This is a genomic window from Haliscomenobacter sp. (assembly GCF_041740695.1).
Lineage (GTDB): Bacteria > Bacteroidota > Bacteroidia > Chitinophagales > Saprospiraceae > Haliscomenobacter.
Window position 1 is genome coordinate 16,267 of the sequence record NZ_JBGSLK010000123.1, and the last position, 24,235, is coordinate 40,501.

A 24,235-nucleotide genomic window follows, 5' to 3' on the forward strand; every position below is an offset into this window, starting at 1 on the left:
AATAAGTGTTCATTTTCCCTAATCCTTTGGCAAAATGAAACACTTATTTTTTATCGCCCCTTACTCATTTTTTACTTTTCGTTATTCGCTGCTTATCTTCACCTCGTTAACTGACCGCCCAAAAGCACGCTACATGAGTCAAAAACGCCAAAGCTCTGCACTTACCTTCATTTTTATCACCATGCTCATCGATGTAACGGGCCTGGGCATCATCATTCCGGTAATGCCCAAACTCATCATGGAGCTGAGTGGAGAAAGTTTGAGTTCGGCTGCCCGTTATGGCGGCTGGATGATTTTTGCGTATGCATCCATGCAGTTTATCTTTTCGCCGATTTTGGGTGGATTGAGTGATCAATATGGGCGTAGGCCGGTATTGCTTTTTTCGTTGCTGGGTTTTGGAATTGACTATATAGTTTTAGGTTTTGCTCCTACTTTGGGCTGGTTGTTTGTAGGCAGGATTATTGCAGGGATTACCGGAGCTAGTTTTACTACCGCAGGTGCCTATATTGCCGATGTAAGTCCACCCGAAAAACGGGCCCAAAACTTTGGTTTGATTGGCGCTGCGTTTGGCCTGGGCTTCATCATGGGGCCGGTGATGGGTGGGTTTTTAGGCGAATATGGGGCAAGAGTCCCATTTTTTGTATCGGCTGGGCTCACTTTGATCAACTGGTTGTACGGCTACTTTGTACTGCCAGAATCCCTTTTGCCCGAAAATCGCCGCCCCTTTGAATGGTCCCGTTCCAACCCAATCAATTCCTTGTTGAATTTGCGCCGTTATCCCATCGTGCTTGGACTGGTTTTCCCCAATGTCCTGATCATGATCGCGGGTTTTGCGACCCAAAGCACCTGGACTTTTTACTGCATGGACAAATTTGGATGGTCTGAAAAAATGGTGGGCTTGTCCCTTGGTTTTGTGGGGGTGATGGCCGCACTGGTACAAGGTGGCCTTACCCGGGCGATCATTCCCAAGTTGGGCAATTACCGGTCCATTTCAGTGGGTTTGATCTTGTACTGCATTGGTTTTGTGTTGTATGCCATGGCCAATCAAGGTTGGATGATGTTCGCCGTCACTGCCCTCGCTTCCCTGGGAGGGATCGCTATGCCCGCTTTGCAGGGAGTAATGTCGAACCAGGTTCCGATGAATGAACAGGGCGAATTGCGGGGCGCACTCACCAGTGTGATGAGCCTCACCTCGGTTGTTGGGCCCTTGATCATGACCCAATTGTTTGGCTACTTTACTTCCGCCGCTGCTCCAATCCAGTTGCCTGCCGCACCGTTTTGGCTGGCTGCAGTGCTGATATTTTTTAGTTGGCTGCTGATCGTTAATGGTTTGCGAGGACTAAAGATATAGTTTGTGAAGAGGTTGAGAAGGTTTAGAATGGTTGAGGAAGGTTGAGGCTACCGCACGCGACATTGTCAACTTGACGTGCGGTAGCCTCAACTTTCCTCAACCATCTCAACTTCCCTCAACCAAAAAAATCTTTCCATGAACACCGAAACCCATCCAAAGTTATTGTCGCTGCTGATTCCTGCTTTTAACAGTGAAAAGCGACTCCGACCAGCCTATGAGGCACTGCGGGATTGTTTGGAAAAAGAAAACATCCCCTTTGAAATGCTCATCATCGACGATGGTTCCAAAGACAATACCTGGGAACTGATGCAAACCCTGGCGGCGGAAGATTCGCGGGTGCGCCCCTTTCGAATGAGTCGCAATTACACCTCTCCTTACGTGCATTTTGCCGGGATGTCGGTGTGCCAGGGCGCCTGTATCACCTTTATGCCCGACGATTTGCAACGCCCCCTGGAGACCATGGTGGAATGTTACCGCATTTGGGAACGTGGGCACAAACTGGTCGTTTCTTACCGCACCTCCCGCAACGACGGCTGGTTGAACGATCTTTTTTCCAATACCTATTACCGCATCATGAACGCCCTATCGGAGGTGACGTTTCCGCCTGGTGGTGCAGATGGCTTTCTGGCCGATCGGGAAATCATCGACATCATGAATACCCGCATCCGCCCAATTCATACTTCATCGGTAGTGGAAGTATTGCGATTGGGTTTTGATCCGGTATTTGTGCCTTACGACCGCCCTTCGCGCCCGGGCAAATCGCGTTGGACCTGGAAGAAAAAGGTAGGTCTGGCCATGGATACTTTTTTCTCCTCCTCGGCTTTTCCCATTCGGGCCATCACTTATCTCGGACTGGGAATCTCTCTATTGTGCCTTTTAGCCATCCCTCTATTGATCTATGCCCGTTTTTTTGCCGAAAGTGAATTGTTTGGCTTTGCCATCCCCGGTTGGACGACCATCATTACTTTGGTCGCTTTTTTTAATGGACTGGTACTCTTTTGTTTGGGAATCGTAGCCGAATACATCTGGCGGATTTATGAAGAGGTGAAGGGGAGGCCGGGATTTTTGTTGCGGAAAGAAAATGAAAGAGATGAAAGATGAGAGATGAGAGATGAAATGTTACCACTCTCATCTCTCATCTTTCATCTCTCATCTCTTTTTAATCTCTCCTCACCTCCCGAAAATACCTCGCTGGCTGCCCCGCCCAAATTTGCCCCTCCGGTACATCTTTAATCACCAATGCGGAAGCACCAACCAGTGCATAATTGCCAATTTTACAAAACTCAATCACCGTAGCATGTAGCCCAATGGTTACCGCTTTACCAATGGTAATGCGGGAGCCGACTACGCAGGTCGCGGTGATGTGGCAAAGTGGACCGATCTGGGTGTCATGCCCCACCAGCGTATGGGTGGAGACAATAGTGCATTTGCCGATTTTTGCATTTTGAGAAATGGAAGCAAACTGCATTACACAAGCACCAGGGGACAATTCCACCGTGGGGGCAATAAAGGCGCGTTTGCTGATGATGTTCGGCAAGCGATCATCGGGTAAATTGCAACGCAGGAAGACCTCCTCGGTGAGGTAATTCCGGTTCGTCATGTGGATGGTGAAAGCAAAGTAGTAGCCTTCTTCGATGAAGCGGGGAATCTCGGCAATTGTACCCAAGACCGGATAACCATGGATGATTTGCCCCATATCGTAATCGTTGCAATACCCGGCAATTTCGTATTCTAGGTCGCCAAAATTATGGCGATTGTCTTCAACGACCTGGGAGATCAAGGCGCCTTTGCCAGCGCCGCCGATGATGATGATTTTTTTGGACAAAACTTAGGGAATTAGGAGTGATGAATCATATCCAAATGTATAAAGAATCGTTTTCAAGTTCGTACTGAATTCGCGCCAGGCGAAGCCGCGATGCGAAACCATTGACCATTCCATTCTCCAAATTGAACTCCCAGCCGTGCCAAGGGCAGCGCAGTACTGGGTGTTCTGCATCCAGATGAAGCAGATGGGGCGCTTCAAGCACCTGCTTTGGCACGATTTTGCCTTGACAAATAGGGGCTCCGGCGTGAGGGCAGTTATTGAATATTACCACTGGTTTTCCCTGGAGTAAAGTTGCTCCCACCGAGTGATTGCCTACCTCACGAATGACAAACCGACCTTCCTCCAGCGCCCCCAATTCAGCGAAGTAGTGTTTGGTTTTCATACGCCGGGCTGTTTGAAAAATTTGTACCAGGCGGCGGCATTGTCGTAAAAAATGCCTTGTTCCCATTCCTCAGGGATAAAGCGCCGGATAAAATCAGGCTCATCGGCATCCCAATGGGGGTAGTCGCTGCCAAAAACCAGATTGTGTTGCAACTCGCCCGCTTCGATCACTTGTTGCAACCTGTTGGCCTCACGGGGCTCGTAAATGGGTTGAACCCCAAACTTGAAATGTTGGTAAATGTATTCCGAGGGCAATTTTTTCAGTGCCGGAGCCAAACGATGTAGTGCTTTGTAGTCCTTATCAAAACGCCACAACAAGTGAATGACCCAGATGAATCCCCCCTCCATCAGCAAGAATTTCAGCTTGGGTAGTTCTTCCAAAACGCCCGAAGACACCAACATCACCAATTGTGATAGGTAGGGCAAACTTATCAAGGCGTGATAATCCAGATAATTAAATGGCATGCCCACCGGTGTAATGTCGGGAGCATTTGGGCCGGGTTGGCGGAAATGCAGGGCAATTACCAAGTCCATTTCCGCAGCGGCGCGCAAAATGGGGCGGTAAAAAGGATGGGCAAGGGGTAGGGTAGTGGCAGTCGGAATACTCACCTGAACGACTTTGGGATGGGCTCCCCAACGATAAATTTCGGCAGCAGCAGCTTCCGGGTTTTGAATGGCGAGGTGTAAGGAGCCTAAAAAACGTTCGTCCTTGTTGAGCCATTCTTCCACCAGCCATTGGTTGTATGCACTGGCCAATGCTGCGGGGTAATCCGCATCGGGCATGTAAGAAAGCCCAGAAATGCCTTCGCCAGTCAGCACTGCGTAATTAATGGGAAATTTATCCAGCAATTGAGCTTTCATAAAGGTGTAATCTGAACCAGCGGGGCCATTTTCAGGTCTGGCATCCAATCTCTTGGGGTGTACACTGCTGTAAAATGTTTCCAGAGGATAACCAAAGCCTTTTTCTTTCAAACGCGATAACCAGGGCTCCTGCAAATACGGATAAAGCTCAACTTGAGAACGGTAAGTATTGTGCACATCACAATCAATGATGGCTTGGATTTTGGAAGGCATGGTGTATTAGATGAGCGAGTAGATAAGGACAATGACTACAATCACCAGTACAATCACAGTAAGGGTTTGGTAAAAACGGCTGTGTTCATATTTAATGCGGAAGAGCAATTCCATCGCATCGGGCCACTGGAGGCGTTTCCCCAGTTTTTCGTTGACCATGACGAAATACTTGTCCCGTCCCAAACGCAGTTGATCCCCGTGTTTTTGCAGGATGAAAAAGTTTTCATTCATAAAGGACAACTCGTACATCTCGGTGCTTTCGTAGTCCAGAATCATCCGGTTGGGTGCATCCATCAAACGCCAACTGCCATTGCTTACATCGCCGTTTTCGATGCGCATGTACTCTCCACCGTCATTGAAAAAATGAAGCACCTGGTCGTGAAAGCCGTCGTCATCTCTGAACTCCATCCAGGATTTTCCTACGTAGAAATGGTCTTCCCGCAGGTCTTCACCCCATTGCCGCACCTGCGGAATGATGATGTCGAGGTATTTTTGCATGTCCTCCGCCTCGGGCATCTCCTGACGGGAAATACTCCGGGCTTCATTGAAAGCGTCTAATAAACGGTTGCGTGCCATGCGTTAGTGGTATACTTAACGCACAAAGATAAGCGCTATTAAGCGAAAAGCGAATACTTAAAGATGAAAGATGACACGAGTTTGGAGTTACCGCTCTCATCTTTCATCTCTCATCTTTCATCTCTATTATTCGCTTTCCACTCGCTCCGCTTGCGGAAATACTTCGGATTGACGATCAACAGCCCAAATGACTCCCCATCCTCTTTGAATGTCTTGGAGTGGTGGTCGCCGTGCGCACGCAGAATGGCGCGGGAGTATTTGCTGTCCAATTGGCGGAACCATTTGAAACGTTGGTGGATGTACACATCGTGGATCAAAAAATAAATCAAGCCGTAAATGGAAATGCCAATGCCGACGAATAGCAGCCAACGCTGCGGAGTAGCCAAACCAACTATGTAAGAAATGGCGCTGGGAATGGCAAAAACCAGAAAAAATAAGTCATTTTTTTCAAAAAAACCATGTTTCTCATGGTGTGGTTTGTGGTGGTCTTCGTGCCAAATCCACAACCAGCCATGCATGAGGTACTTGTGCGCCGTCCAGGCTACGAACTCCATGCCTAGAATGGTCAGTAGGGTGATTCCAATATAGATGAGCACTTGCATGTAAAGTGTGTTTGTGTTCAAAAAAAAGTCAAAATTACAAAGAAGAGCAATTGCATAAACAACAGGGCAACGGCCACTTTGTTGCGAATTTGGCCCTGCAAATAGGCAAAAAGTGAGAGCAAAGGCAAGGACACCAAGTACCAGCCAATGTAGTTTTGCAAAGGTACTACTCCGCCGGGCCATTCCCAAAAATTGTACTGAATGGCTACGGGTTCGATGAACAAATCCAGGAAAACCATCATCGCTGAGGCCAGTGGCCCTTTTTGCCACCAGGTCCATTTGGGAAAAAACTGATTGACTGTCACGCCACAGCAATAGCCCAGCAACATCCAGTTGACTCCGATCATCAAGGGGGTGTTCCAGAGCTTCCACCCCAGGACTTCTTCATAAGCGTAGGTGCCAAACAATAGACCCGTATTGACGCCAAATACTTCCGCTAAAAAGCCAAACACCAGCAAAGCACCCAAGGCGATCCCTGTGTTTTTGCTCCAATGTGGGTGAAAAACGAGCACTGTTCCCAAGGAAACCAGCAGATTGAGTGGCGTAAGCCGAATGAATTCAGGATGTATGGGCAGCAAAATCCCCACGATGCCCACCAGATAAATGACGCCAAGGTAAAAGATGCCCAGATTACTTTTGCTGATGCGCATGGATTCAAAGTTTATGCAGGATATCATCCACTATTTTTGCCGACAACAAACAAAGTGGAATGCCGCCGCCAGGGTGTACACTGCCCCCCACAAAATAAAGATTTTTTATCTTGGTACTGAAATTGGGGTGCCGCATGAAGGCGGACATGCGCTGGTTGGAACTGGTGCCGTACAAAGCGCCCAGATGCGACCAGGTTTTACTTTCGATGCTCCGTGGTTCCAATACTTCTTCACAGGCGATCAGGCTTTCCAAATCCACTTTTAAGATGCGATTGATTTTGGCGATGATGTTCCGGCGGGAACGGGCGATTATGGCATCCCAATCCTGCCCAGCATTGTAAGGCACATTGATCATCACAAACCAGTTTTCACAACCCGCTGGCGCATCACCCAGACTGTGTTTGGAAGTAATGTTGATGTACACCGTGGGATCATCACTGACTTGTCCTTTGCTGAGGAGTTGGAATTCCTGGCGGTAATCTTCGCTAAACAAAATATTGTGCATGTTCAACTCTGGAAAATCGCGCTGGATACCCCAGTAAAAAATCAAGGCCGAAGTAGATTTTTCCTGTCGCAACACCTTCTCCGGCTGTGGTGCCTTGGGCAACAAGCGGCGGTAGGCGTGAAACACATCCATGTTGCTGATGACCTGATCGTAGTGCCGATCCGTGCCGTTTACCCGCAGGCCAATGGCTTTGTTTTTATCCAGTAAAATTTCTTCCACCGTGGAGTTGAAAAAAAAGCGTGCCCCCTTCGATTCCGCCAATTGATGGATCGCTTTGGTGATGCTGTACATGCCGCCTTCGGGGTAAAAGGCACCGATCTGGTGCTCAAAATGAGGAATGATGGTCAACAAACCGGGCACTTTGTATGGGTTGGACCCATTGTAAGTAGCAAAACGATTGAGCAATTGCACCAGCTTGGGGTGCTGCACCATCCGTTCATTGACCCGGTTCATGGTGGTAAAGAGGTCAAACTGCGGAATTTTTAGCATGGCTTTCAGGACATCCCACTGGAGCCAGGTATCCCAGCGGTGTAGGGATTTTTCTAAAAATATCCGTCCGCTGAGTTCGTATTTATGGCGGCTATCGGCCAGGGAAGCTTGTAACTTTTCCGCTTTGACGCCCAGTTTATCTTCTACTTCTGTGGCAAAATCTCCGGCATAGGCATAGGCGGAGAGCCGGGTTTGGTCTTCCCAAAAGTAGTTACACACGATGGGCAGCCGCTGGTAACGGAAATGTTCGGCAGGATTGAGTCCAGCTTCCTGAAACAACGCATCGACATACTGCGGCATGGTAAACAGGGAGGGCCCAGCATCGAAGCGGTAACCCTGGAGTTCAAATTGGGAGAGTTTGCCGCCGGGATAGCTGTTGGCTTCGAAGACTTCTACCTCATGCCCCCGGATGGCCATCCGTGCTGCGGAGGCAAGACCCGCAATTCCGGCTCCAATAATGGCAATTTTCAAAGTGGATGTTTTTGGTCAGGTAACAAAAATGGGGAGAGAAGGTTTTTATTTGGAGTATTAATCTATTTGGTTTAAATTGCCAAAGTAAAAAACTTAAAGTACATGATCGATATCCAGGACGAGAAAATAAAATTGATCAAACACATTGCTGAGCTAAGTGATGCTCAAATATTGCTGCAAATTCAGGCTTTCATCAAGGAAATTGAAGAAGATCACTTGGTAGAAAAGGAAGACATATATGAGTGGTCTAAAAATCAGGTTACTCCTGATCATATTGATTTAGTGCAACTAGCGATAGGTCAACATTATTCTACGTCAGGTTTTTTTGAAGCTTTGAATAAAGTAGACCAGCAGCTTTTCGCCGAACAGTCTTTGGAAGAATTACTCGAATCTCTTACTGCTTGATTATGCAAAAGGTATTATTGGATACGAATATACTGATTGCTTTGATTCGAGATCGCACTTTGAAAGAGAAGTTTAAACAAGTATATACGGATCAAGATAACCTGTTTGCAATTTCAGTTGTGGTTCAAGGCGAGTTGGAATCTTTAGCGCTTCAGTGGAATTGGGGAGAGCGGAAAAAGCAAGAACTAAATCGTGTATTAGGTACCCTGATTATCATTCCAATTAAAGTAAAAAGCATCATCAATACCTACGCTAAAATTGATGCTTATTCTCAAGGTAAATTAGCTGATGTACCTTATCCTAGCCACTTTTCATCGAAGAATATGGGAAAAAATGACTTGTGGATTGCAGCAACAGCATATGCAACAGGTTCAAAGCTGCTTACTTTAGATCATGATTTTGACCATTTGCAACCTGGATATTTAGTAATTGAAAACCCATTTTGACTTTTGGGTAATCAATCAATGTATTTCACAACATAGTCAAGAAATCTTTTCTGTTTTAAGTAGTTCAACTGGATCAACTGATAACTCTCATTGGTTAAGTGGCAATTCCACCCAAAACCTAGTCCCTTCACCTTCCACCGTACTAAAACCCATCTTCCCCCCCGCATTTTCCACCATCGTTTTGCACATGGCCAACCCCAGGCCCATGCCCGATGACTTGGTGGTGAAATTGGGCAAAAATACCTTGTCCTGGATGCCTGCGGGAATGCCCCGCCCATTGTCTTCCACCATCAACAAGGCGGTTTTATCAGCCGTGCAGGCGATCGTTAGTTTACCTGGGCGATCCTGCGGAATGGCTTGCAGTGCATTGATGAGCAGATTGGAAACCACCCGCGCCAATTGATCGCGGTCGGCAAAAACGCTGACGGGTTTTTCAGGCAAGTGGAGGTTGATGTTGTTTTGACCCTGTTCCTGCTGTTGGTATAGGGTATGGATGGAGCGCAACAAATCGCTCAGGTCAAACTCCCGGGGCGCGGGGCTGGGCATTTGGGCGTAATTGGAAAAGGCATCGGCGATGCGGGTGAGGGAGTCGATTTGTTCGAGCAGGGTTTTGCTCATGCGCTCGACCAGCTCGGGGGTATCGGCTGGACTCAGCTTTTGTGCCCTTTGCAAATGTTGCACACTCAGGCGCATGGGCGTGAGTGGGTTTTTGATTTCGTGGGCGACCTGACGGGCCATTTCGCGCCAGGCCATTTCTCTTTCGGTTTGTTTGAGGCGCTCTACACTGGCGTCCAGGTCGCTGAGCGCTTGATTGTAGGCATCGACCAGATCGCCCAGTTCATCGCGGTACTGGTAAGTCAGGCGTTGGTTTTGGCCCAAAATCAACTGGCTCAAACCCACCCGAATCTCACTGATTGGCGCCGTGATGCTTCGCGCCACCCAAATGGACACGGCGGCGGCAATGAAGAGGAAAAAGATGTAACTGGCGGTGAGGATGTTCAAAAATTCGTGGACGCTGGCCTGGGTGGTTTTTTGGAAATAAAAATAAGTCACCAAAAATACCAGAATCAAGGCTCCAGCTACCAGCGAAAAAATCGCCAACTGGATGCGCAAACCCCAACTAATGCCCTCGCGCCGCGCCGTGCTGAAGACCCAAATGGGCAAATGCCCAATGATGAGCAAAAACAGGTTAGCAAACAAGGTGAATACGAGTGGAAACTGCGCCTTCGTGACGCCCAAAGTGGATGCGCTAAATCCCGCACCGACTCCAGCCAACATCACGAGGGTAACCAATATCCAGGTCAAACTCAACTCGTCGTCGTCAAGGTACATGTCCAGCAACAAAAAGCAGGCGAAAGTCAAGAAAGGTAAAACGATGATGGGAATGCTCAGGCTAAACAGCAGGTGTAAGCCAAAACCCAACAAAGAGCCCAGCGCCATCAAAGCTAAACGCTGGTGAAAAGAAATGTTTTGCCCCCGCGCCAGCTTGGCCAAACGGTACAGGCATACGAATAGTGCCATCAACAACCAGCTCAAAGCCAGCATGATGCCCCAACTTTGCCAGTACAAGAAGTAAGGTTGTTCGAGGCTCCAATCCGCCCCATACCTTTGTACAACCTCCTTGATGATCCAGGCCAAAATGCTCAAACCCAGCGACCCACTGGCGTAAATGCCGAGGGCAGTCAGTAGTTGTTTTTTCATGAAATAAACCCTAATCCAAGCGTGTACGCTACGCTTAATGTTTTTACAGTTGTCCAGTTGGTGATGCCTGGTGGGTTGTACGAAAAAGTGGGGGGAAAGGTTACAGTGGGAGAGGAGAATTTGTGAATTGGCAGGATTTTCTACTAAGAGAGAATTAACCTTGAGCTTACGACCAGCGGCACTAGCCGCGCAACGTCACTAGCAAAAGGGTAAAGGATGTCGATGGAGGTGCAGAGCACCGGAACAGCATTCGACGGGTTTCGGTGCGCTGCACCTCCAAAACCACGCTCGATGCTGCTTTCTAGTGACATTTCGCGGCTAGTGCCGCTGGTTGTTCGTGTCTGAAGGCTTACTTGTTTAGTTGTTTGGGGATACTTATCCAGCGCTTCGACACTATAGTTGTGGTTTTCGGGCAGGGTACCTCTTCAGACAGTTTAACCACACCAAGCCAATGGTTTAATCCGTGGGACACCCATGAGCAACCGAGGCAACCCACGGATTCATCCGTGGGAGCCAACCCAATAACCCAACCCACGAATTTATTCGTGGGAAAAGTGGCAGGATGCCGACAAAAAAATCCAACACAATCCTCCCTTTTTACATCTAATCCCCTTATATTTATTCCCACAATCATACCTCTTTTCCAGCCCGGTAGTTTTTTGATCACTCAAAAATCTACCATCTTATGAAAACACGAAACTTCTACCAAAAAACTAGCCACAGGTTTACTACGATTGTTGCCCTTTTTAGCCTCCCTTTTAGTCTTCAAGCCTTTTCGACTGTCGTTGTGGTGGACTCCACCAAGCCTGAAATTGTCATCCCGGATCGGGTGTTCAAACTGGCTGCACAAAGCAATGTATGTGGCCTGGACATGCAATTCACGCCCGAAGCTTTGCAACAAAACTTCGGCGTGGAACTCAAAACACCCTGCGGTTATCTGTCCAGCAATGTGCAATTGTCCTCCTGGGGGCGCTGGGTAAAAGGTGTTTTGGTACAACCCGAAGGCTGGGTCATCCTCTCTGAAAACCGGACCCAATCCGAAATCCGCAACGTTGGCCGCTTTCGCCTGGTGATCAACCTGCTGGATCGCTGCCGCCAAAGAACCCAGGACACCCTTTATTTTGATATTGAAGACCTCAGCCAGCCGACCATGCTCTGCGCATCTGCCCTCAACCTCACGCTGCCGGGCAGCACAGGTTTGCGCAGCGAAGCAGTGACCCTGGACCACGAGTTTTTCAACAAGGGCAGCAAAGACAATTGCCATTTTCTTCAGTACAGGGTACGACGCGCCTTTTATCCCGCCGGAATCCCCACCATGATAGAAGCGGGTTACGATACCAACGGCGACGGCAAACTGGATCAACAGGACGGCTTCGACCTCAACAAAGATGGCGACATTAACGACCTGGGTGAATACATCGAACGCCGGGGTGCGCGGTATTGGACACCCTTACAAAGCCAAGTGGAATTTTTCCCTGTTGATACCCTGACCAGTGTCACCGTCGAATTGTGGGGCACCGATAGGGTAGGAGCTTTTAATACTTGCAAAACAGAGGTCAGCGTTTCTTCCTCCAATGGTGTTGATCGGCCCAACCCACCGCTCATTCAACTGCCAGGAGCGCCACCTTTGCCCAGAGGCAAGGACATTTTGCACCCTAACTTGCCCAACCCCGTAGACAAAGAAGCCCTCATCTACTACGACCTGCAACAGTCTGGCAATGTTGAATTTAACGTCTACGACCAGCAAGGCCGCCGGGTGCTCACCCGTCAATTGAATGGCAACACCGGTCGCAATGAAATTTTACTCCAACGCAATGAACTTGGCAACGCCAAAGGATTTTTCCTCTACACCTTACGCACGCCAAATGCAGTGCTGGTGCAGAAGATGCTAGTCTTGTAAGTGAAAAGTGAATAGGGAAAAGTGAAAAGCAGGTACACCATTGCTGTTTCTCCGTTAGCGATCTGCTATTCACTTTTCACTTTTCGCTTTTCACTTCCTATCTTTGCCCCTTGCCGCAAACCACTCTATCGCGGGCTCGTGCAAATGAGCGTGAGGAAAGTCCGGACAACGTAGAGCGCCACACCATCTAACGGATGGGCTGCTGCTTTGAGCTTCGGCTTGGAACAGTGGACAGATAGGGTCACAGAAAAGAAACTACCTCCCTTCGGGGCGGAAAAGGTGAAAACGTGTGGTAAGAGCACACGCGGCTCGGTAGCAATATCGGGTGTGGATAAACCTTGTGGGTTGAAATGTCAAGTATACCTCAATCGGGCTTGCCCGGCGAAGCTGCTCGTTTTGTTTTCGCAAGAATGTTGAGGAGGGTAGGCAGATGGATCCTGCGCCGCAAGGACAGGACTAGATAAATGATAGGGGCTGGTACCGCAAGGTATTGGAACAAAATCCGGCTTATCGGTTTGCGGCAAACTTTTTTGAGTGAAAAGTGAATAGTGAAAAGTGAAAAGCGGGTACACCATTTGGATTCCACCGCCTAATTTTTCACTCTTCACTCTTCACTCTTCACTCTTCACTCTTCACTCTTCACTCTTCACTCTTCACTCTTATTCTTCCAGGTCTGCAAAGTTGAACAACAGCGAAAACCGCAGCGTATTGTCCAATGGATTCCGTTGGTTGGTTGTAGGAACCAGATAAGAGAAATTCAAACCAAACACATTGTATTTCAGGCCCAAACCTACCGTCAGGTATTTGCGGGCACCTTTGCGTACGTGTTCGCTGAAATAGCCAGCGCGTACCGCAAACTGCTTGTCGTACCAGTACTCGGCACCAAAGGAGAACATAAACTCACGCAGTTCTTCCGAAATCCCTTCAGGAGCATCCCCCCAAGAGGAGAAAATGGCACCAATAGGCGATTCTTGTTTGTAATCAGGCGTGCCATCATTGTCTTGATCACATACTTCAGGTCCACCCTGACAAGGGGTTGGTACCAGGAATTTGTTGACATCTGTAGTGAAGGTCAAACTATTGTACTGATCCAGATTCATGGTATAAGCCGCACCCAAACCAAAGTTGGCAGGCAAAAAGTCACGGTCAGTACTATTGGTATAAGATACCTTGTTGCCGATGTTGGACAACGCCAAACCTACGGTCAAATCTGCATCGCCGTTTTTGAGTTCGATTGGTGATTTGTAGGTCAGCGAAAAATCTGCTGCCCCAGCAATCGCTGGTTCAATCACATCCCCACCGACCACGTTGCCCGCAGCCAGGTTGGAATAGATGAATTTACCCGTTACCGCAGCCGACATTTTTTCGGTCAATTTACGGGCATAAGCGATGGATACCTCAAATTCATTCGGGCGGCCAGTATTCAGCGCCGTACCATTGATGTCAGTGAACTGAATGCTACCCAACGAGAAGTAACGCAAGCTAAAACCGAGGGTTTGCAGCGCTTGCTCGTCCAGTTTGCGGTAGCCCGTCAGGTAAGCCATGTAGACATCGTTGAGGCCCAAGGAGCGCAACCAGGGCGTGTAAGTAGCCGACATGGCCATTTTGTCTTCCGCAAAAGCCAGTTTGGAAGCATTGAAATGCATGGCATTGGGATCCGCAGAGATAGCAATGCCGGCGTCGCCCATGGCACCGGAGCGCGCATCCGCTACAATCCGCAGGAATGGAACTGCAGAGGTCACCGTGTTTGTACAAGGCGTTCCATCGATGTTGACAAGATTTCCATTTGCGTCAGCAAAACACTGCGCCTCAACGATACTTGTTGAGCCAATAACGAGCATCAAAAGGGCTGCCAAACGAAGTACTAAGTTCTTCATGAGATTTTTATTTTAAAAATCTTTTTAGATCGATACACAAGAACTAGTAAACAAACTTCATGCCGTTTTCTCATCATGTGTTATCGTTCCGTTAAAAAAAAGGTGCAATTTACTCATTGTACGAAAAAATGGCGATCTTATTTTAGCAGCACCAACTTTTCAAACTTACTTTCTCCTTTCAAGGTGCTTCCACCCGGCAAATTTGCTCGCACTTTAACTTTATATAAATATACGCCCCTGGCTAGGCGATCGCCAAAATCATCCCGACCATCCCACTCAATACAATCACCTTGGCGCAGGGCACCATCCGATAGAAGGGAGGTCTCAATGGTTTTGACCAAACGCCCCGCGATGGTATACACTTGTACCAAAATGTCGATTTGCTGGTTGTTGGCGCTGTGTTCAAACTGGAAGCAGGTGCGATCGGTGAAAGGGTTCGGGTAATTGAGCACGTGTTTGAGCGCGATATCGGCAGAGGAAGCCACTACGAACTCGGTGTACCCTTCATTGGAGTTGTTGGCAATGTCCCAGGCTTTGACCCGGATTTTGTGCAAACCCTCCGTCAAACTGGCAATTGGATAGCGCACTTGTCCTTTGGTGTAATCATCCAGTTCGGACTCAAAAAAGTCATTGAGCAGTAAGCTATTTTGGGTGTTGTCATCCAGCACTGCTTCCAGATCATGCCCAATGCTGTTGCCCACTACATTGATGCCATTGTCGTCGCGCAAACGCACCAACAAGAGGGGATCGGGGTTGGTGATGCCCCCAAAGACAAAGTCAAGTGAATTCATGTACACATCCACCACTGGACCTTGGTCATCAGCCAAACCGCCAGGGCTATTGCCGCCAATGTTGATGTTTTTGTAAGCTCCAGTGGCATCCACCATGCGCACGGTATCGGCGGCGTAGTAGCTGATTTTTCCCAAACCAAAAGCATAGTTGATGTCTTTGGGCACTACAAAGGTGAAACTAAACCGGCCATTGCGCACACTGGCCCGGCCTTTAAAAATGACGTTTTTTTGTACCTCGAACTGATAACCTTTGGGGCTGCTGGGGTCTTGCCCCAGGGTTGCGGCCTTGAAAGCTTTGTCAAATACGGTGGGGTACACTATGCCGTTAAAATCGTTCAGCAAGGTGCCTTGTCCATCAACCAACTGGCCTTCGATGGTCACTTTTTGCAAGGCGCGCAAGGTATCTGTGCTATTTTGAGCCGCTTTGCCGTTGATGGTGGTGGTTTGTACACTGTAGCGCGGCAGTGCCAGGATCATGGAAGGATCACCAATCAGGGCAAATTTTCGAGAATTGGTCAAGGTGCCGCCGCTTAGTTGGTTTTTAGCCTTGCGCATGGCGTCGCCAATGCTGCTGCCTGGTTCAGCTTCAAAGAGTTCCAATAGTGCCAAGCGGGTTAAGGATGCATTTTCAGAAGCATAAACCGCACGCACGGTAGAGTACAAGGCAACTGCGCCTCCTCGTGGGTTCAGCAACACTTCTTCGCCAGCCGTTGAGTTGCTCGCGTCATCGTATCCGGTAAAGGAACAAGTGGCAGTAACGACCAGTGGCAGGCGTTCAAAATTGGTCCAGTTTTGAATATCCCGGACTTGCAAGATGCGCTCTTGTGCCCAGCCATTGGGGCCGCCGTGCCCCAGGTAGGTCATGACCAAGGTCCCTTTAAAGATGGTATTGTTGATGGCTTCGTTGACAGCAGGGTAAAAATTCCCACCTGCGGAAGCTACTTGCGGAAAGGCGTCCAGGTAAAATTTGTCAGGATTGAGTGAAGGGTGTTTTTCAGCAATCTCTTGGGCAATATCGTCGCTATCGCGGGTATGCAGGTTGCCATCTTCATCGTCGCCGACGAAGAGTACTCGATTGCGCCAGTCGCTCATGGATTGGGGTGAAAGGTCGTAGTTGATTATTTTGTCTACTACCTGAAGCGCTTCTTGGGCTTTGTTTACAGTCAGACGGCCCACCGCCACATTTAGCCGCCCATTGAGTGGGTCAAAGGGCTGATTGTTTTCCAGGATGCCATAAAAGTCGTCCGCTGGAAAGGCATACAGTGGATTAAAAGAGTCCTCCTGGAAGGTAGGAATAAAATTGTTGCCATATTTGTACACATCCCTTTGGTCAAAAGAGCCATCACCGACCAGCAACAAATAGCGGAATTGGGGATCGCGCTGGTATAGCATCCGGGCAAAATCGCGGATCGCACTGGGATCGGCCCGGCCCGAAGAAAATTCATTGTAAATATGATCTACACGGACTACTTGAACTTCCAGCTTGGAATGTTCCCGACGGTGTTGAGCCAATTTTTGTGCAGCTTCATTAAATTCTCCTGCCGCGTCGTAAATGATCACCAAATCAGCCGAACGGATGTTGTGTAGGTTTTGATTTTCAACCTTGCCTATCGCAACCGGGGAGAGGAACCCTTGTTTGCCATTAAAAGCAATGAACTGACGTAAGTTACTTCCAGCGCTGGCCCCAAAGCTAAACTGGGTTGCAGTCCGGGTGCCTTCCTGTGCTCTAGGCCGTTGAGGGTCACTAATGTCCCAGACCAAAACATCGGCACTGGCATTGCCTAGTTCATAACTGGCTGAAGGATATTGGAGTGTATTAAGGTCTCGAAAAGCCATTTGATCCCCGCTCATTATCAGTCTCCGACGAGCTTGCAATTGGATGTAATCCAGCCAACCCTCGCTGCCCGCACTGACATTTGGATAACGAACGATGGCATCTACAGCATCCTGGGTCAAACGGATGTTGCTGCGCAAGTCGGCCCAATTGGCGTATTCTACTTCGGTGGCAGCAGAGCCATCCAGGTAAAATACATTGGCTGCATTGGCGCTGTTTATCCGGGTTCCATTGAGCTCCAGGCTAAAGGAGGTGGGATCCAAAGCTCGCAGCGCCATCCGGGCACTTACTTTCACATCCTGATCAGTAACCAGATTGGGAAAATTAAAAGCTTTGGTAAAGGTATTTTCCCGTGCCACCCGAAAATGAGTGCCAAACCACATGCGACCCGAGCCGCTCACACTGTTGGCGTTGCTTTCCCAGGATTCGAGCAAGTTGATTTTGTCTTCTTCCAGTCGGGCGTAATCGTCAAAAGTATTGCTGGTATACGCCGTGGTGCCAAGCGAATTTTGGGCGCTGATGCGCAAACCCCGTTCAGAAGCAATTTTGACAAAATAATAGTTGCGGGTATCGTAAATGTTTTTGTTCAGGTCAAAACGCTGGCTGCTGGCCTGGTAATCCCAGCGGTCGGGGCCTTCCGCGTAAAAGAGGATGTAATCGCCTGAATCAAATTTGCCATCGTCTTCTCCTACGACCAACACGTGGTTTTCGACCAAATCATCCAAACGTGCTTCGTTTACCCCCATGGACAGCATGCCGCCTCCTTGGCCCAATATTTTGATGTTGCGCGGATCAACACGGTCAATGTCGATTTTGAGCTGGTTTTTTAAAAAATCGTAGCTCAGGCGGTGGACGCCGTTTTGAGTCACTGCGAGCTTGAAAATTTGCCCATCGCGCAGCGCAGAATTTTCAGCATAAGGATCGGCGCGCAACTCTGGGCTAGTCTGCGGACGCAGCGTAACTTTTAGCTCAAATTCAACTGCCCGCAAAAATCGACCCCCTTGACGAATGACCGGGACGAAATACACTTTTCCAAAAAACTGCCGCCGGTCTTTTTCTACCTGACTGAAAAATTTCAGGCTTTCACCCACACTTTCCACTGCCCATTGGGGTGGGGCAGGAAACTCTTCCCAACGCACTGTGAGCAATTCGATGTCTAATTGTCCGGGGCCATCCACGACAAATTCCTGGATGAACCAGGGTTGCTCGGGGTTTTGTTTGCCGTACACCGCCCCCTTGAAACCCCAACGTTCTTTGGGCAGTGGTTTGGGCAATGTGGACATGGTCTCGGCTTTCCACTGGAGGGCTTCTCGAATGAAAAATGGAGAATTGCCGTACAGCAGACCTAAGAATAATGTCAAAATGGAGGTAATCGCGAAATTCTTCATAAATTTCAAACGTTTCCGCAGTATTATTGATTACAAGAAGTGACAATTTAGCGAATGCATACCATAACTTCAATGCATAAGTACAGTAGCTTCAGTGCATAAGTACAGCAGCTTCGCTATTTGGATTCCCAAAGGTAATCCAATTCAAATTTTTGGATTGTCAAGTACACTACTGATTGACACCCTAATGAGGTAAAATGTTGATTAAAAAAAAACATACTATGCGCATAAGTCTACTTTTTCTTTTTTCAAGCATGCTAATCACGCAGGTTTTTGCCCAAGATCCCGTCTTTAGCCAGTTTTTTGCTGCGCCCTTACATCTCAATCCGGCCTTTGCTGGTGTTTCACATGCGCCGCGCATTATGCTCAATCACCGCAATCAATGGCCTTCCTGGCCCAATGCTTACCAGACCTATGCCATTGCGTATGAACAATCCCTGCCCTTTTTGAACAGCGGGATTGGAGCAAGCATCACTGCTGATGACGCTGGAAACGGCATTTACCAAACGCGCCAGTTTAGTTTGTATTACAGCTACCAATTGAAAGCCAACGATGATCTGGCGCTGAAATTTGGCATTGAAGCCGGAGCCTTTCGCTCCCAGTTGGCTTGGGATAAACTGGTTTTTGGCGATCAGCTCGACCCAATTGATGGTTTGGGCAGCAATGGCCAGGGCAACAGTACCGAGGAGTTGCGCCCGGATAATCTGGGCAACAATCAAATTGATTTTTCAGCTGGATTGTTGGCTTTTAGTAAAAAATTTTACGGCGGGATAGCGCTACAGCACCTCAATAATTTTAATGAAAACTTGCTCACATCAGGTAGCTCTTCCCTTTTGGTGGGACACCCAATGCGGCTTTCTGTACATGGTGGTGGCCAATTTGACCTGGGTGGAAGTGGCCGCAATGGCGATGCCGTTTTTTTTGCCCCCAATTTTTTGTACGTGCGGCAGGCTGAATTCTCGCAGGTCATGGTGGGCGGTTATTGGGGCTTTGGCCCCGTGTTTGCCGGAGCTTGGTACCGCAACAGTGGCAAAAATCCCGATGCAGCCGTAGGATTGATTGGTTATCGCTATGGCGTATTGCGCTTGGGGTATAGCTTTGACGCTACTTTGTCCAATCTGGCTTTGAATCGTACGGGGGGTAGCCACGAAATTTCGCTCTCCTTTACCCTCGATGAAAGCCGCGCCAATCAAAGGCGGCGGAAAAAAGTTAACATCAACGACTGTTTTCAAATCTTTAGATAAATATTTTCTCTATTTTTGGCCCTCAATTAAATGTCAACTACAAAAGACAAAAATTTTGTGGTCGTATACTAATTCGCCGAACACAGCGTTCGGTATAAAGTCAAATGAATGTAGTTGGAGTTTGTTTAAAAGAGGGTCTTTGTAGCCCGGAAAGAAAATTTATACAAGCTCTTAGATAATGCCAATTCAGGTTGGTCGTTTCTCTAAAAAAAATTGGTCATTGATAATGAAAAACTTGTTGAAGTTTGCTGCTTACCTCCTTGTCGCCACAGTGATATTCACCTCCTGTAAGAGCAAGGACACTTCTTCCACCACCGGCTGGAACTACAATGATACCAAATGGGGAGGCTTCGAGAAGCTGAATTATGAGGGTCAAATCACGGGTCCCAACCTCGTTCCGATTGAGGGTGGTACTTTCTCGATGGGGCAAACCCAGCAAGACGTGATGTATGAGTGGAACAACGTCCCTCGACGCGTTACGGTTTCTTCCTTTTACATGGATGAAACAGAAGTTTCCAACATCGATTACCGCGAATATACCTATTGGGTAGGTCGTGTGTATGGCGAAACTTATCCTGAGGTATACCGCAAGGCCGTGCCAGATACCTTGGTTTGGTACGATGATTTGTCGTACAACGAGCCAATGGTAAACACTTATTTTCGCCACCCTTCTTTTGACGATTATCCCGTGGTAGGCGTTACCTGGACTCAGGCAAGTGAATATTGCCTTTGGCGTACTGACAGGGTGAACGAAATGTTGCTCATCAAGCGAGGCATCCTGAACGAAAACAACGAACAAAAAGACGACGATAGCTTTAGCACTGGTTCTTACCTAGTAGGCCAGTATGAAGGTAACGTACGCAAAAACCTCAAAGACTTCCGTACTGGCGAAGAGCGCCCAGCACGTTTTGAGGACGGTATCATGTTGCCAGAATACCGCCTGCCTACTGAAGCAGAATGGGAGTACGCAGCTTTGGCGCTGCGTGGCAACCAATCTGCTGAAGGCGACGAAAACTATACCGACCGCCGCAACTATCCTTGGAACGGACAAACTGTGCGCTATCAAAAGCACGATAAGTACCAGGGACAAATGTTGGCCAACTTCAAAAAAGAAGCCGGGGATTACATGGGTATTGCCGGTAAGTTGAACGACAACGCTGCGGTAACTGCTCCTGTACGCAGCTTTTTGCCCAACGATTTTGGCTTGTACAACATGGCTGGCAACGTCAACGAATGGGTAGTCGACGTTTATCGTCCATTGACCAGCCAAACCCTGCGTGATGCCGACAACCACGATTTGAACCCAGTTCGGGGTAATAAATACAAAACGGTTGAGACCGATGAAGATGGCCGTCCAGTTGAAAAAGACAGCTTGGGTCGTATCAAATACCGCTACTTCCAAGACGACGAATTGGCTACCCGCGACAACATTCGCCGCGGCAATGCGCTGGATTACCGGGATGGTGACAAAGAATCCGAAGCTTTTTACGATTTTGAGCAACACACCCTTGTGAGTGATAAAGCTCGCGTTTACAAAGGTGGTTCTTGGGCCGATCGTGCTTACTGGCTTTCTCCAGGTGCTCGCCGCTTCAAGGATGAAGACGATGCCGATCGTACGCTTGGTTTCCGTTGTGCCATGAGTCGCATGGGTGGTTCTGCTACCAACGACAAGCCGGGTGGCAACCAATTCAAAGTAAAACAAAGACGTGTTGACCGTCGCTATAAATAAACATTGATCTTTTGATCAGAAAAAAGGGAGACCGTGTGCATTCATGGTCTCCTTTTTTTTTTGAAAAAATTCTGGAACGATTCATAGGGCTATTGACACATAGTAGTGGGGCAAAAATAAGTGTTCATTTTTTTTGGGCCAATGGATTAGATAAGACACTTAAAATGAACCGCTTACTTATCTAATCCACTGGCAAAATGAACACTTATTTTTTTATCGCCCTTAGAAGAAATACCTAAAAACTTTAATTTAAAATGACAATGTCAAGTAATTTTCGTTTTTCCTCTACCATCTCTTTGGTTTTGTTGTTGGGCTGCACACTTGCCTGTAAAAAGCAGGAAAGTGAAGATTTTATCGCCGAAAAAACCAAGTCTTACACTGCTTCCTATGCTTGGGAATGCGCTTCTGGAACCGACTGCCAGGATGTATTCCAGGTGGAACTCGAAAAAGGAGCAAAAGTAAGTTTTACTGTCAACTCAGTGAGTGAGGGTTCCGTTGCACAGATTGCCCTGTATCTGCCAGGTACCGCATTGGGGAGTACCAATTTATTCACCATGTCGTCGAAGGAGCGTCGCTGCACGGCAGGAACAAGCTGTAAGGATTATATGGCAGGAGAAGTGGTGAATGATTTTGTCGTACCACAGAATGGCATTTATTTGTTTGCCATTACCCGCGAGTGGGGCACCAGCTGTGGCGGTGCTGGTACCTACCAATTGAGTCTAAAATCAAACCAGAATTTTTCTGTAGTCAAACAAACCGCGGAAGATAGCCCTTCAAAGGCCACTGGATTTGAATGTGTGAAATAACTCATTCCTCGACAGTTGAGTAGCATGATGTATGCTGCTCAACTGCCTTCGTTACCCCCAAGGCTGTCGCTTGCTATTCACTTTTTACTTTCTTAAATTATCTCTCCCCAAAGTAAGGTAAGGGCGATAAAAAAATAAGTGTTCATTTTGCCAGAGGATTAGATGAGTAAACGGTTCATTTTAAGTGTCTCATCTAATCCTCTGGCTCAAGAAAAATGAACATTTATTTTTGCCCTACTACTAAGTTTGCCAAACCTTACTTAATTTTCCCCTCTGAATAGCGTGTACCCTAACGACATGGAAATCTCAAGTCTTTATCAACTGTTTCTTAGTGCTGGCAAAGTATCCACCGATTCGCGCAAAATTGAGCCCGGATGCCTATTTTTCGCCCTGCGGGGCGACAATTTTAATGGCAATCAATACGCATTGGCAGCCCTGGAAAAAGGTGCCAGTTTCGCCATAGTGGACGATCCAGAATTGGCAAATCATGCCCAATGTATAGTGGTCGATGATGCACTCAAAACCCTGCAGGACTTGGCGCGTTACCACCGTCGCCAATTGCACATCCCAATGATTGCCATTACTGGAAGCAATGGCAAAACCACCACTAAAGAACTCATTGCCGCAGTATTGAGCAGTCAGTACCCGATGCATTATACCCAAGGCAACCTGAATAATCACATCGGTGTGCCACTGACCTTGCTGCAACTTGATCCCCGGATTGAAGTAGCGGTAATTGAAATGGGGGCCAACCACCAGGGGGAGATCGACCAATTGTGCCGCATTGCAGAACCCACCCACGGCTTGATCACCAACATCGGCAAAGCCCACCTGGAAGGATTTGGTGGAATAGAAGGGGTGAAAAAAGGCAAATCAGAATTGTACCGCTATTTGGCCGAAACCGATGGATTGGCCTTTGTCAACAATGATGAAGCCTTTTTATTGGAACTTTCTACCCCCGTTAGGAAAAGAATTTTTTATGAACTAAGTGAAAATCCTGCACCCAACCACAAACCCTACGAAGTCAAACTGCTACAATTACAACCCTTTATTCGGGTAGCTTTTTTAGATGAAAAAGAACAGTTGATTGAAGTGGACAGCAAATTGATGGGGGGGCACAATTTCCAAAACATCAAAACGGCGGTCACCCTGGGCAAATACTTTAAAGTCCCTGGTGCAAAAACCAAAGCTGCCATCGAAAATTACCATCCCAATATGAACCGCTCGCAGTGGGTGCCTTGGGGGAGCAATTCAATTTTGCTGGATGCCTACAATGCCAATCCTAGTAGTATGGAAGTTACGCTGCGTTCTTTTGCTGAGAGTGGTTCAGGAAACAAGGTGGTTATCCTGGGAGATATGTTTGAGCTGGGCGATGCTGCTCCGATCGAACACGAACGGATTGCACAATTGGCCAATAGTTTGGGTTTTGAACGGGTGGTTTTGGTTGGTAAACACTTTGCAGCGGCGGCGCAGCAATTGGGTTGTTTGCATTTTGACAATGTGGAGGAGTTGAAGGGGTGGTTTACCGGACTGGTTTGGGAGAATAAAGCTTTTTTGATCAAGGGGTCGAGAGGGATGGCTTTGGAGCGAGTGTTGTGAAGTGACGAATATTGGGCAACATCAAATTCGTCATTCGTCATTCGAACTATTCGTCATTCACAAAAACCGCTTCAGCCCATTCACCAGCCGATCTAGTAATTCCGGCTGCGCGCCAACCCATTCTGCGCAGCAAACTGAACCTGAATGCCTACCTGCTCATGGTCTGGCAAGTGGCCGCCGACGGGCGCTCACTCAAGCTGCGCTGGAAACTGCGTCTGCCGGATAATGGTACCCTGCCACCTGCTGAATTGTTGGAACTGGAAGATATACTGACGGGTATGGGCAGCCAGGTGGCCGAGCAACAAATCACTAGCCTGGGCCTGGGCAAATGGGCTGAGGCGGCGGGTGCGGGGGTGAAAAAAATTGCGGATTTGTTGGAGCGGAAGATGAGAGGGGAGGATGTATTGGTGGGAGAGGTAATACTTGAAAAAATTAAATTTAAGAATGAATGTAACTATTTAGCAGCCGCCTTCGGCGGCTGCTAAATATGAAAATAAAAAGTATCTTAGGGCATCAAAAACATTGAGTTGGAGCTACCAAAAACAGTCGAAGGCTGCCACGTTGTGATCAATCAACTGCTGTTGATTATCG

Annotated in this window: 20 protein-coding genes and 1 other RNA gene; 11 read left to right on the forward strand and 10 right to left on the reverse strand. The window is 48.0% G+C overall.

What is annotated here, in order from left to right; translation table 11 throughout:
- Positions 1 to 133: 133 nt before the first annotated feature.
- Positions 134 to 1,351, forward strand: a complete 1,218-nt coding sequence (locus ACEW9O_RS25020; RefSeq protein ID WP_373552957.1) for a TCR/Tet family MFS transporter — start codon at positions 134 to 136, stop codon at positions 1,349 to 1,351.
- Between the two features lie 135 nt (positions 1,352 to 1,486).
- On the forward strand, positions 1,487 to 2,452 hold the full coding sequence (locus ACEW9O_RS25025; RefSeq protein WP_373552958.1) for a glycosyltransferase family 2 protein: 966 nt from the start codon (positions 1,487 to 1,489) through the stop codon (positions 2,450 to 2,452).
- Positions 2,453 to 2,510: 58 nt separating this feature from the next.
- Here the strand turns inward: ACEW9O_RS25025 and ACEW9O_RS25030 are convergent, their stop codons facing one another.
- From ACEW9O_RS25030 to crtD, 7 genes are all read right to left on the reverse strand, one after another.
- Complete coding sequence (locus ACEW9O_RS25030; protein ID WP_373552959.1) at positions 2,511 to 3,176, reverse strand: sugar O-acyltransferase; 666 nt, start codon at positions 3,174 to 3,176, stop codon at positions 2,511 to 2,513.
- Positions 3,177 to 3,201: 25 nt separating this feature from the next.
- Positions 3,202 to 3,558 (reverse strand): Rieske (2Fe-2S) protein, encoded by a 357-nt coding sequence (locus tag ACEW9O_RS25035; protein ID WP_373552960.1) that lies wholly within the window; start codon positions 3,556 to 3,558, stop codon positions 3,202 to 3,204.
- Positions 3,555 to 4,631, reverse strand: a complete 1,077-nt coding sequence (locus tag ACEW9O_RS25040) for an amidohydrolase family protein (protein ID WP_373552961.1) — start codon at positions 4,629 to 4,631, stop codon at positions 3,555 to 3,557. The genes ACEW9O_RS25035 and ACEW9O_RS25040 overlap by 4 nt, the downstream gene beginning before the upstream one ends.
- A 6-nt stretch (positions 4,632 to 4,637) precedes the next feature.
- Positions 4,638 to 5,207: a hypothetical protein gene (locus ACEW9O_RS25045; RefSeq protein WP_373552962.1), complete on the reverse strand. Its 570-nt coding sequence runs from the start codon at positions 5,205 to 5,207 to the stop codon at positions 4,638 to 4,640.
- 110 nt (positions 5,208 to 5,317) lie between these two features.
- The gene (locus ACEW9O_RS25050; protein WP_373552963.1) at positions 5,318 to 5,809 is read right to left on the reverse strand and encodes a fatty acid hydroxylase; all 492 of its coding nucleotides are present in this window, start codon (positions 5,807 to 5,809) and stop codon (positions 5,318 to 5,320) included.
- Between the two features lie 17 nt (positions 5,810 to 5,826).
- Complete coding sequence (locus ACEW9O_RS25055) at positions 5,827 to 6,459, reverse strand: carotenoid biosynthesis protein (RefSeq protein WP_373552964.1); 633 nt, start codon at positions 6,457 to 6,459, stop codon at positions 5,827 to 5,829.
- Between the two features lie 4 nt (positions 6,460 to 6,463).
- On the reverse strand, positions 6,464 to 7,924 hold the full coding sequence (gene crtD / locus ACEW9O_RS25060) for a 1-hydroxycarotenoid 3,4-desaturase CrtD (protein ID WP_373552965.1): 1,461 nt from the start codon (positions 7,922 to 7,924) through the stop codon (positions 6,464 to 6,466).
- A 102-nt stretch (positions 7,925 to 8,026) separates the two neighbouring features.
- Between crtD and ACEW9O_RS25065 the strand changes: the two genes are divergently transcribed.
- Both ACEW9O_RS25065 and ACEW9O_RS25070 read left to right on the forward strand, forming a co-directional pair.
- Positions 8,027 to 8,329 (forward strand): hypothetical protein, encoded by a 303-nt coding sequence (locus tag ACEW9O_RS25065; protein ID WP_373552966.1) that lies wholly within the window; start codon positions 8,027 to 8,029, stop codon positions 8,327 to 8,329.
- A gap of 2 nt (positions 8,330 to 8,331) precedes the next feature.
- Positions 8,332 to 8,775, forward strand: coding sequence for a type II toxin-antitoxin system VapC family toxin (locus ACEW9O_RS25070; RefSeq protein ID WP_373552967.1), 444 nt, complete (start codon positions 8,332 to 8,334; stop codon positions 8,773 to 8,775).
- Between the two features lie 87 nt (positions 8,776 to 8,862).
- On the opposite strand, the gene ACEW9O_RS25075 is transcribed toward ACEW9O_RS25070, so the two are convergent.
- A complete protein-coding gene (locus ACEW9O_RS25075) occupies positions 8,863 to 10,476 on the reverse strand; it encodes a PAS domain-containing sensor histidine kinase (RefSeq protein ID WP_373552968.1) in 1,614 nt (537 codons plus the stop codon).
- Positions 10,477 to 11,161: 685 nt separating this feature from the next.
- Here ACEW9O_RS25075 and ACEW9O_RS25080 point away from each other — a divergent pair.
- Together ACEW9O_RS25080 and rnpB are read left to right on the forward strand one after the other, a co-directional pair.
- The gene (locus ACEW9O_RS25080; protein WP_373552969.1) at positions 11,162 to 12,376 is read left to right on the forward strand and encodes a T9SS type A sorting domain-containing protein; all 1,215 of its coding nucleotides are present in this window, start codon (positions 11,162 to 11,164) and stop codon (positions 12,374 to 12,376) included.
- 112 nt (positions 12,377 to 12,488) lie between these two features.
- Positions 12,489 to 12,902, forward strand: an RNA gene (gene rnpB / locus ACEW9O_RS25085) — RNase P RNA component class A.
- Between the two features lie 133 nt (positions 12,903 to 13,035).
- Here rnpB and porV read toward each other — a convergent pair.
- Positions 13,036 to 14,253, reverse strand: a complete 1,218-nt coding sequence (porV, locus tag ACEW9O_RS25090; protein ID WP_373552970.1) for a type IX secretion system outer membrane channel protein PorV — start codon at positions 14,251 to 14,253, stop codon at positions 13,036 to 13,038.
- Positions 14,254 to 14,390: 137 nt separating this feature from the next.
- Positions 14,391 to 18,266 (reverse strand): type IX secretion system sortase PorU, encoded by a 3,876-nt coding sequence (gene porU / locus ACEW9O_RS25095; RefSeq protein WP_373552971.1) that lies wholly within the window; start codon positions 18,264 to 18,266, stop codon positions 14,391 to 14,393.
- Positions 18,267 to 18,487: 221 nt separating this feature from the next.
- Here porU and ACEW9O_RS25100 point away from each other — a divergent pair, with 221 nt between their 5' ends.
- From ACEW9O_RS25100 to ACEW9O_RS25120, 5 genes are all read left to right on the forward strand, one after another.
- The gene (locus ACEW9O_RS25100; RefSeq protein WP_373552972.1) at positions 18,488 to 19,510 is read left to right on the forward strand and encodes a PorP/SprF family type IX secretion system membrane protein; all 1,023 of its coding nucleotides are present in this window, start codon (positions 18,488 to 18,490) and stop codon (positions 19,508 to 19,510) included.
- Between the two features lie 226 nt (positions 19,511 to 19,736).
- Positions 19,737 to 21,239, forward strand: a complete 1,503-nt coding sequence (locus ACEW9O_RS25105; RefSeq protein WP_373552973.1) for an SUMF1/EgtB/PvdO family nonheme iron enzyme — start codon at positions 19,737 to 19,739, stop codon at positions 21,237 to 21,239.
- Between the two features lie 260 nt (positions 21,240 to 21,499).
- On the forward strand, positions 21,500 to 22,045 hold the full coding sequence (locus ACEW9O_RS25110) for a hypothetical protein (protein ID WP_373552974.1): 546 nt from the start codon (positions 21,500 to 21,502) through the stop codon (positions 22,043 to 22,045).
- Positions 22,046 to 22,342: 297 nt separating this feature from the next.
- On the forward strand, positions 22,343 to 23,644 hold the full coding sequence (murF, locus tag ACEW9O_RS25115) for a UDP-N-acetylmuramoyl-tripeptide--D-alanyl-D-alanine ligase (RefSeq protein ID WP_373552975.1): 1,302 nt from the start codon (positions 22,343 to 22,345) through the stop codon (positions 23,642 to 23,644).
- Positions 23,645 to 23,655: 11 nt separating this feature from the next.
- Positions 23,656 to 24,129, forward strand: coding sequence for a hypothetical protein (locus ACEW9O_RS25120; protein WP_373552976.1), 474 nt, complete (start codon positions 23,656 to 23,658; stop codon positions 24,127 to 24,129).
- Positions 24,130 to 24,235 lie beyond the last annotated feature (106 nt).

What these genes read in the sequence shown, in the direction of transcription:
- ACEW9O_RS25075 (WP_373552968.1), bottom strand. Translation starts at nt 10,476, where the DNA reads ATGAAAAAACAACTACTGACTGCCCTCGGCATTTACGCCAGTGGGTCG.
- ACEW9O_RS25070 (WP_373552967.1), top strand. Translation starts at nt 8,332, where the DNA reads ATGCAAAAGGTATTATTGGATACGAATATACTGATTGCTTTGATTCGA.
- ACEW9O_RS25050 (WP_373552963.1), bottom strand. Translation starts at nt 5,809, where the DNA reads ATGCAAGTGCTCATCTATATTGGAATCACCCTACTGACCATTCTAGGC.
- ACEW9O_RS25040 (WP_373552961.1), bottom strand. Translation starts at nt 4,631, where the DNA reads ATGCCTTCCAAAATCCAAGCCATCATTGATTGTGATGTGCACAATACT.
- ACEW9O_RS25100 (WP_373552972.1), top strand. Translation starts at nt 18,488, where the DNA reads ATGCGCATAAGTCTACTTTTTCTTTTTTCAAGCATGCTAATCACGCAG.
- ACEW9O_RS25080 (WP_373552969.1), top strand. Translation starts at nt 11,162, where the DNA reads ATGAAAACACGAAACTTCTACCAAAAAACTAGCCACAGGTTTACTACG.
- ACEW9O_RS25055 (WP_373552964.1), bottom strand. Translation starts at nt 6,459, where the DNA reads ATGCGCATCAGCAAAAGTAATCTGGGCATCTTTTACCTTGGCGTCATT.
- porV (WP_373552970.1), bottom strand. Translation starts at nt 14,253, where the DNA reads ATGAAGAACTTAGTACTTCGTTTGGCAGCCCTTTTGATGCTCGTTATT.
- murF (WP_373552975.1), top strand. Translation starts at nt 22,343, where the DNA reads ATGGAAATCTCAAGTCTTTATCAACTGTTTCTTAGTGCTGGCAAAGTA.
- porU (WP_373552971.1), bottom strand. Translation starts at nt 18,266, where the DNA reads ATGAAGAATTTCGCGATTACCTCCATTTTGACATTATTCTTAGGTCTG.
- ACEW9O_RS25105 (WP_373552973.1), top strand. Translation starts at nt 19,737, where the DNA reads ATGAAAAACTTGTTGAAGTTTGCTGCTTACCTCCTTGTCGCCACAGTG.
- ACEW9O_RS25020 (WP_373552957.1), top strand. Translation starts at nt 134, where the DNA reads ATGAGTCAAAAACGCCAAAGCTCTGCACTTACCTTCATTTTTATCACC.
- ACEW9O_RS25065 (WP_373552966.1), top strand. Translation starts at nt 8,027, where the DNA reads ATGATCGATATCCAGGACGAGAAAATAAAATTGATCAAACACATTGCT.
- ACEW9O_RS25110 (WP_373552974.1), top strand. Translation starts at nt 21,500, where the DNA reads ATGTCAAGTAATTTTCGTTTTTCCTCTACCATCTCTTTGGTTTTGTTG.
- ACEW9O_RS25035 (WP_373552960.1), bottom strand. Translation starts at nt 3,558, where the DNA reads ATGAAAACCAAACACTACTTCGCTGAATTGGGGGCGCTGGAGGAAGGT.
- ACEW9O_RS25045 (WP_373552962.1), bottom strand. Translation starts at nt 5,207, where the DNA reads ATGGCACGCAACCGTTTATTAGACGCTTTCAATGAAGCCCGGAGTATT.
- ACEW9O_RS25025 (WP_373552958.1), top strand. Translation starts at nt 1,487, where the DNA reads ATGAACACCGAAACCCATCCAAAGTTATTGTCGCTGCTGATTCCTGCT.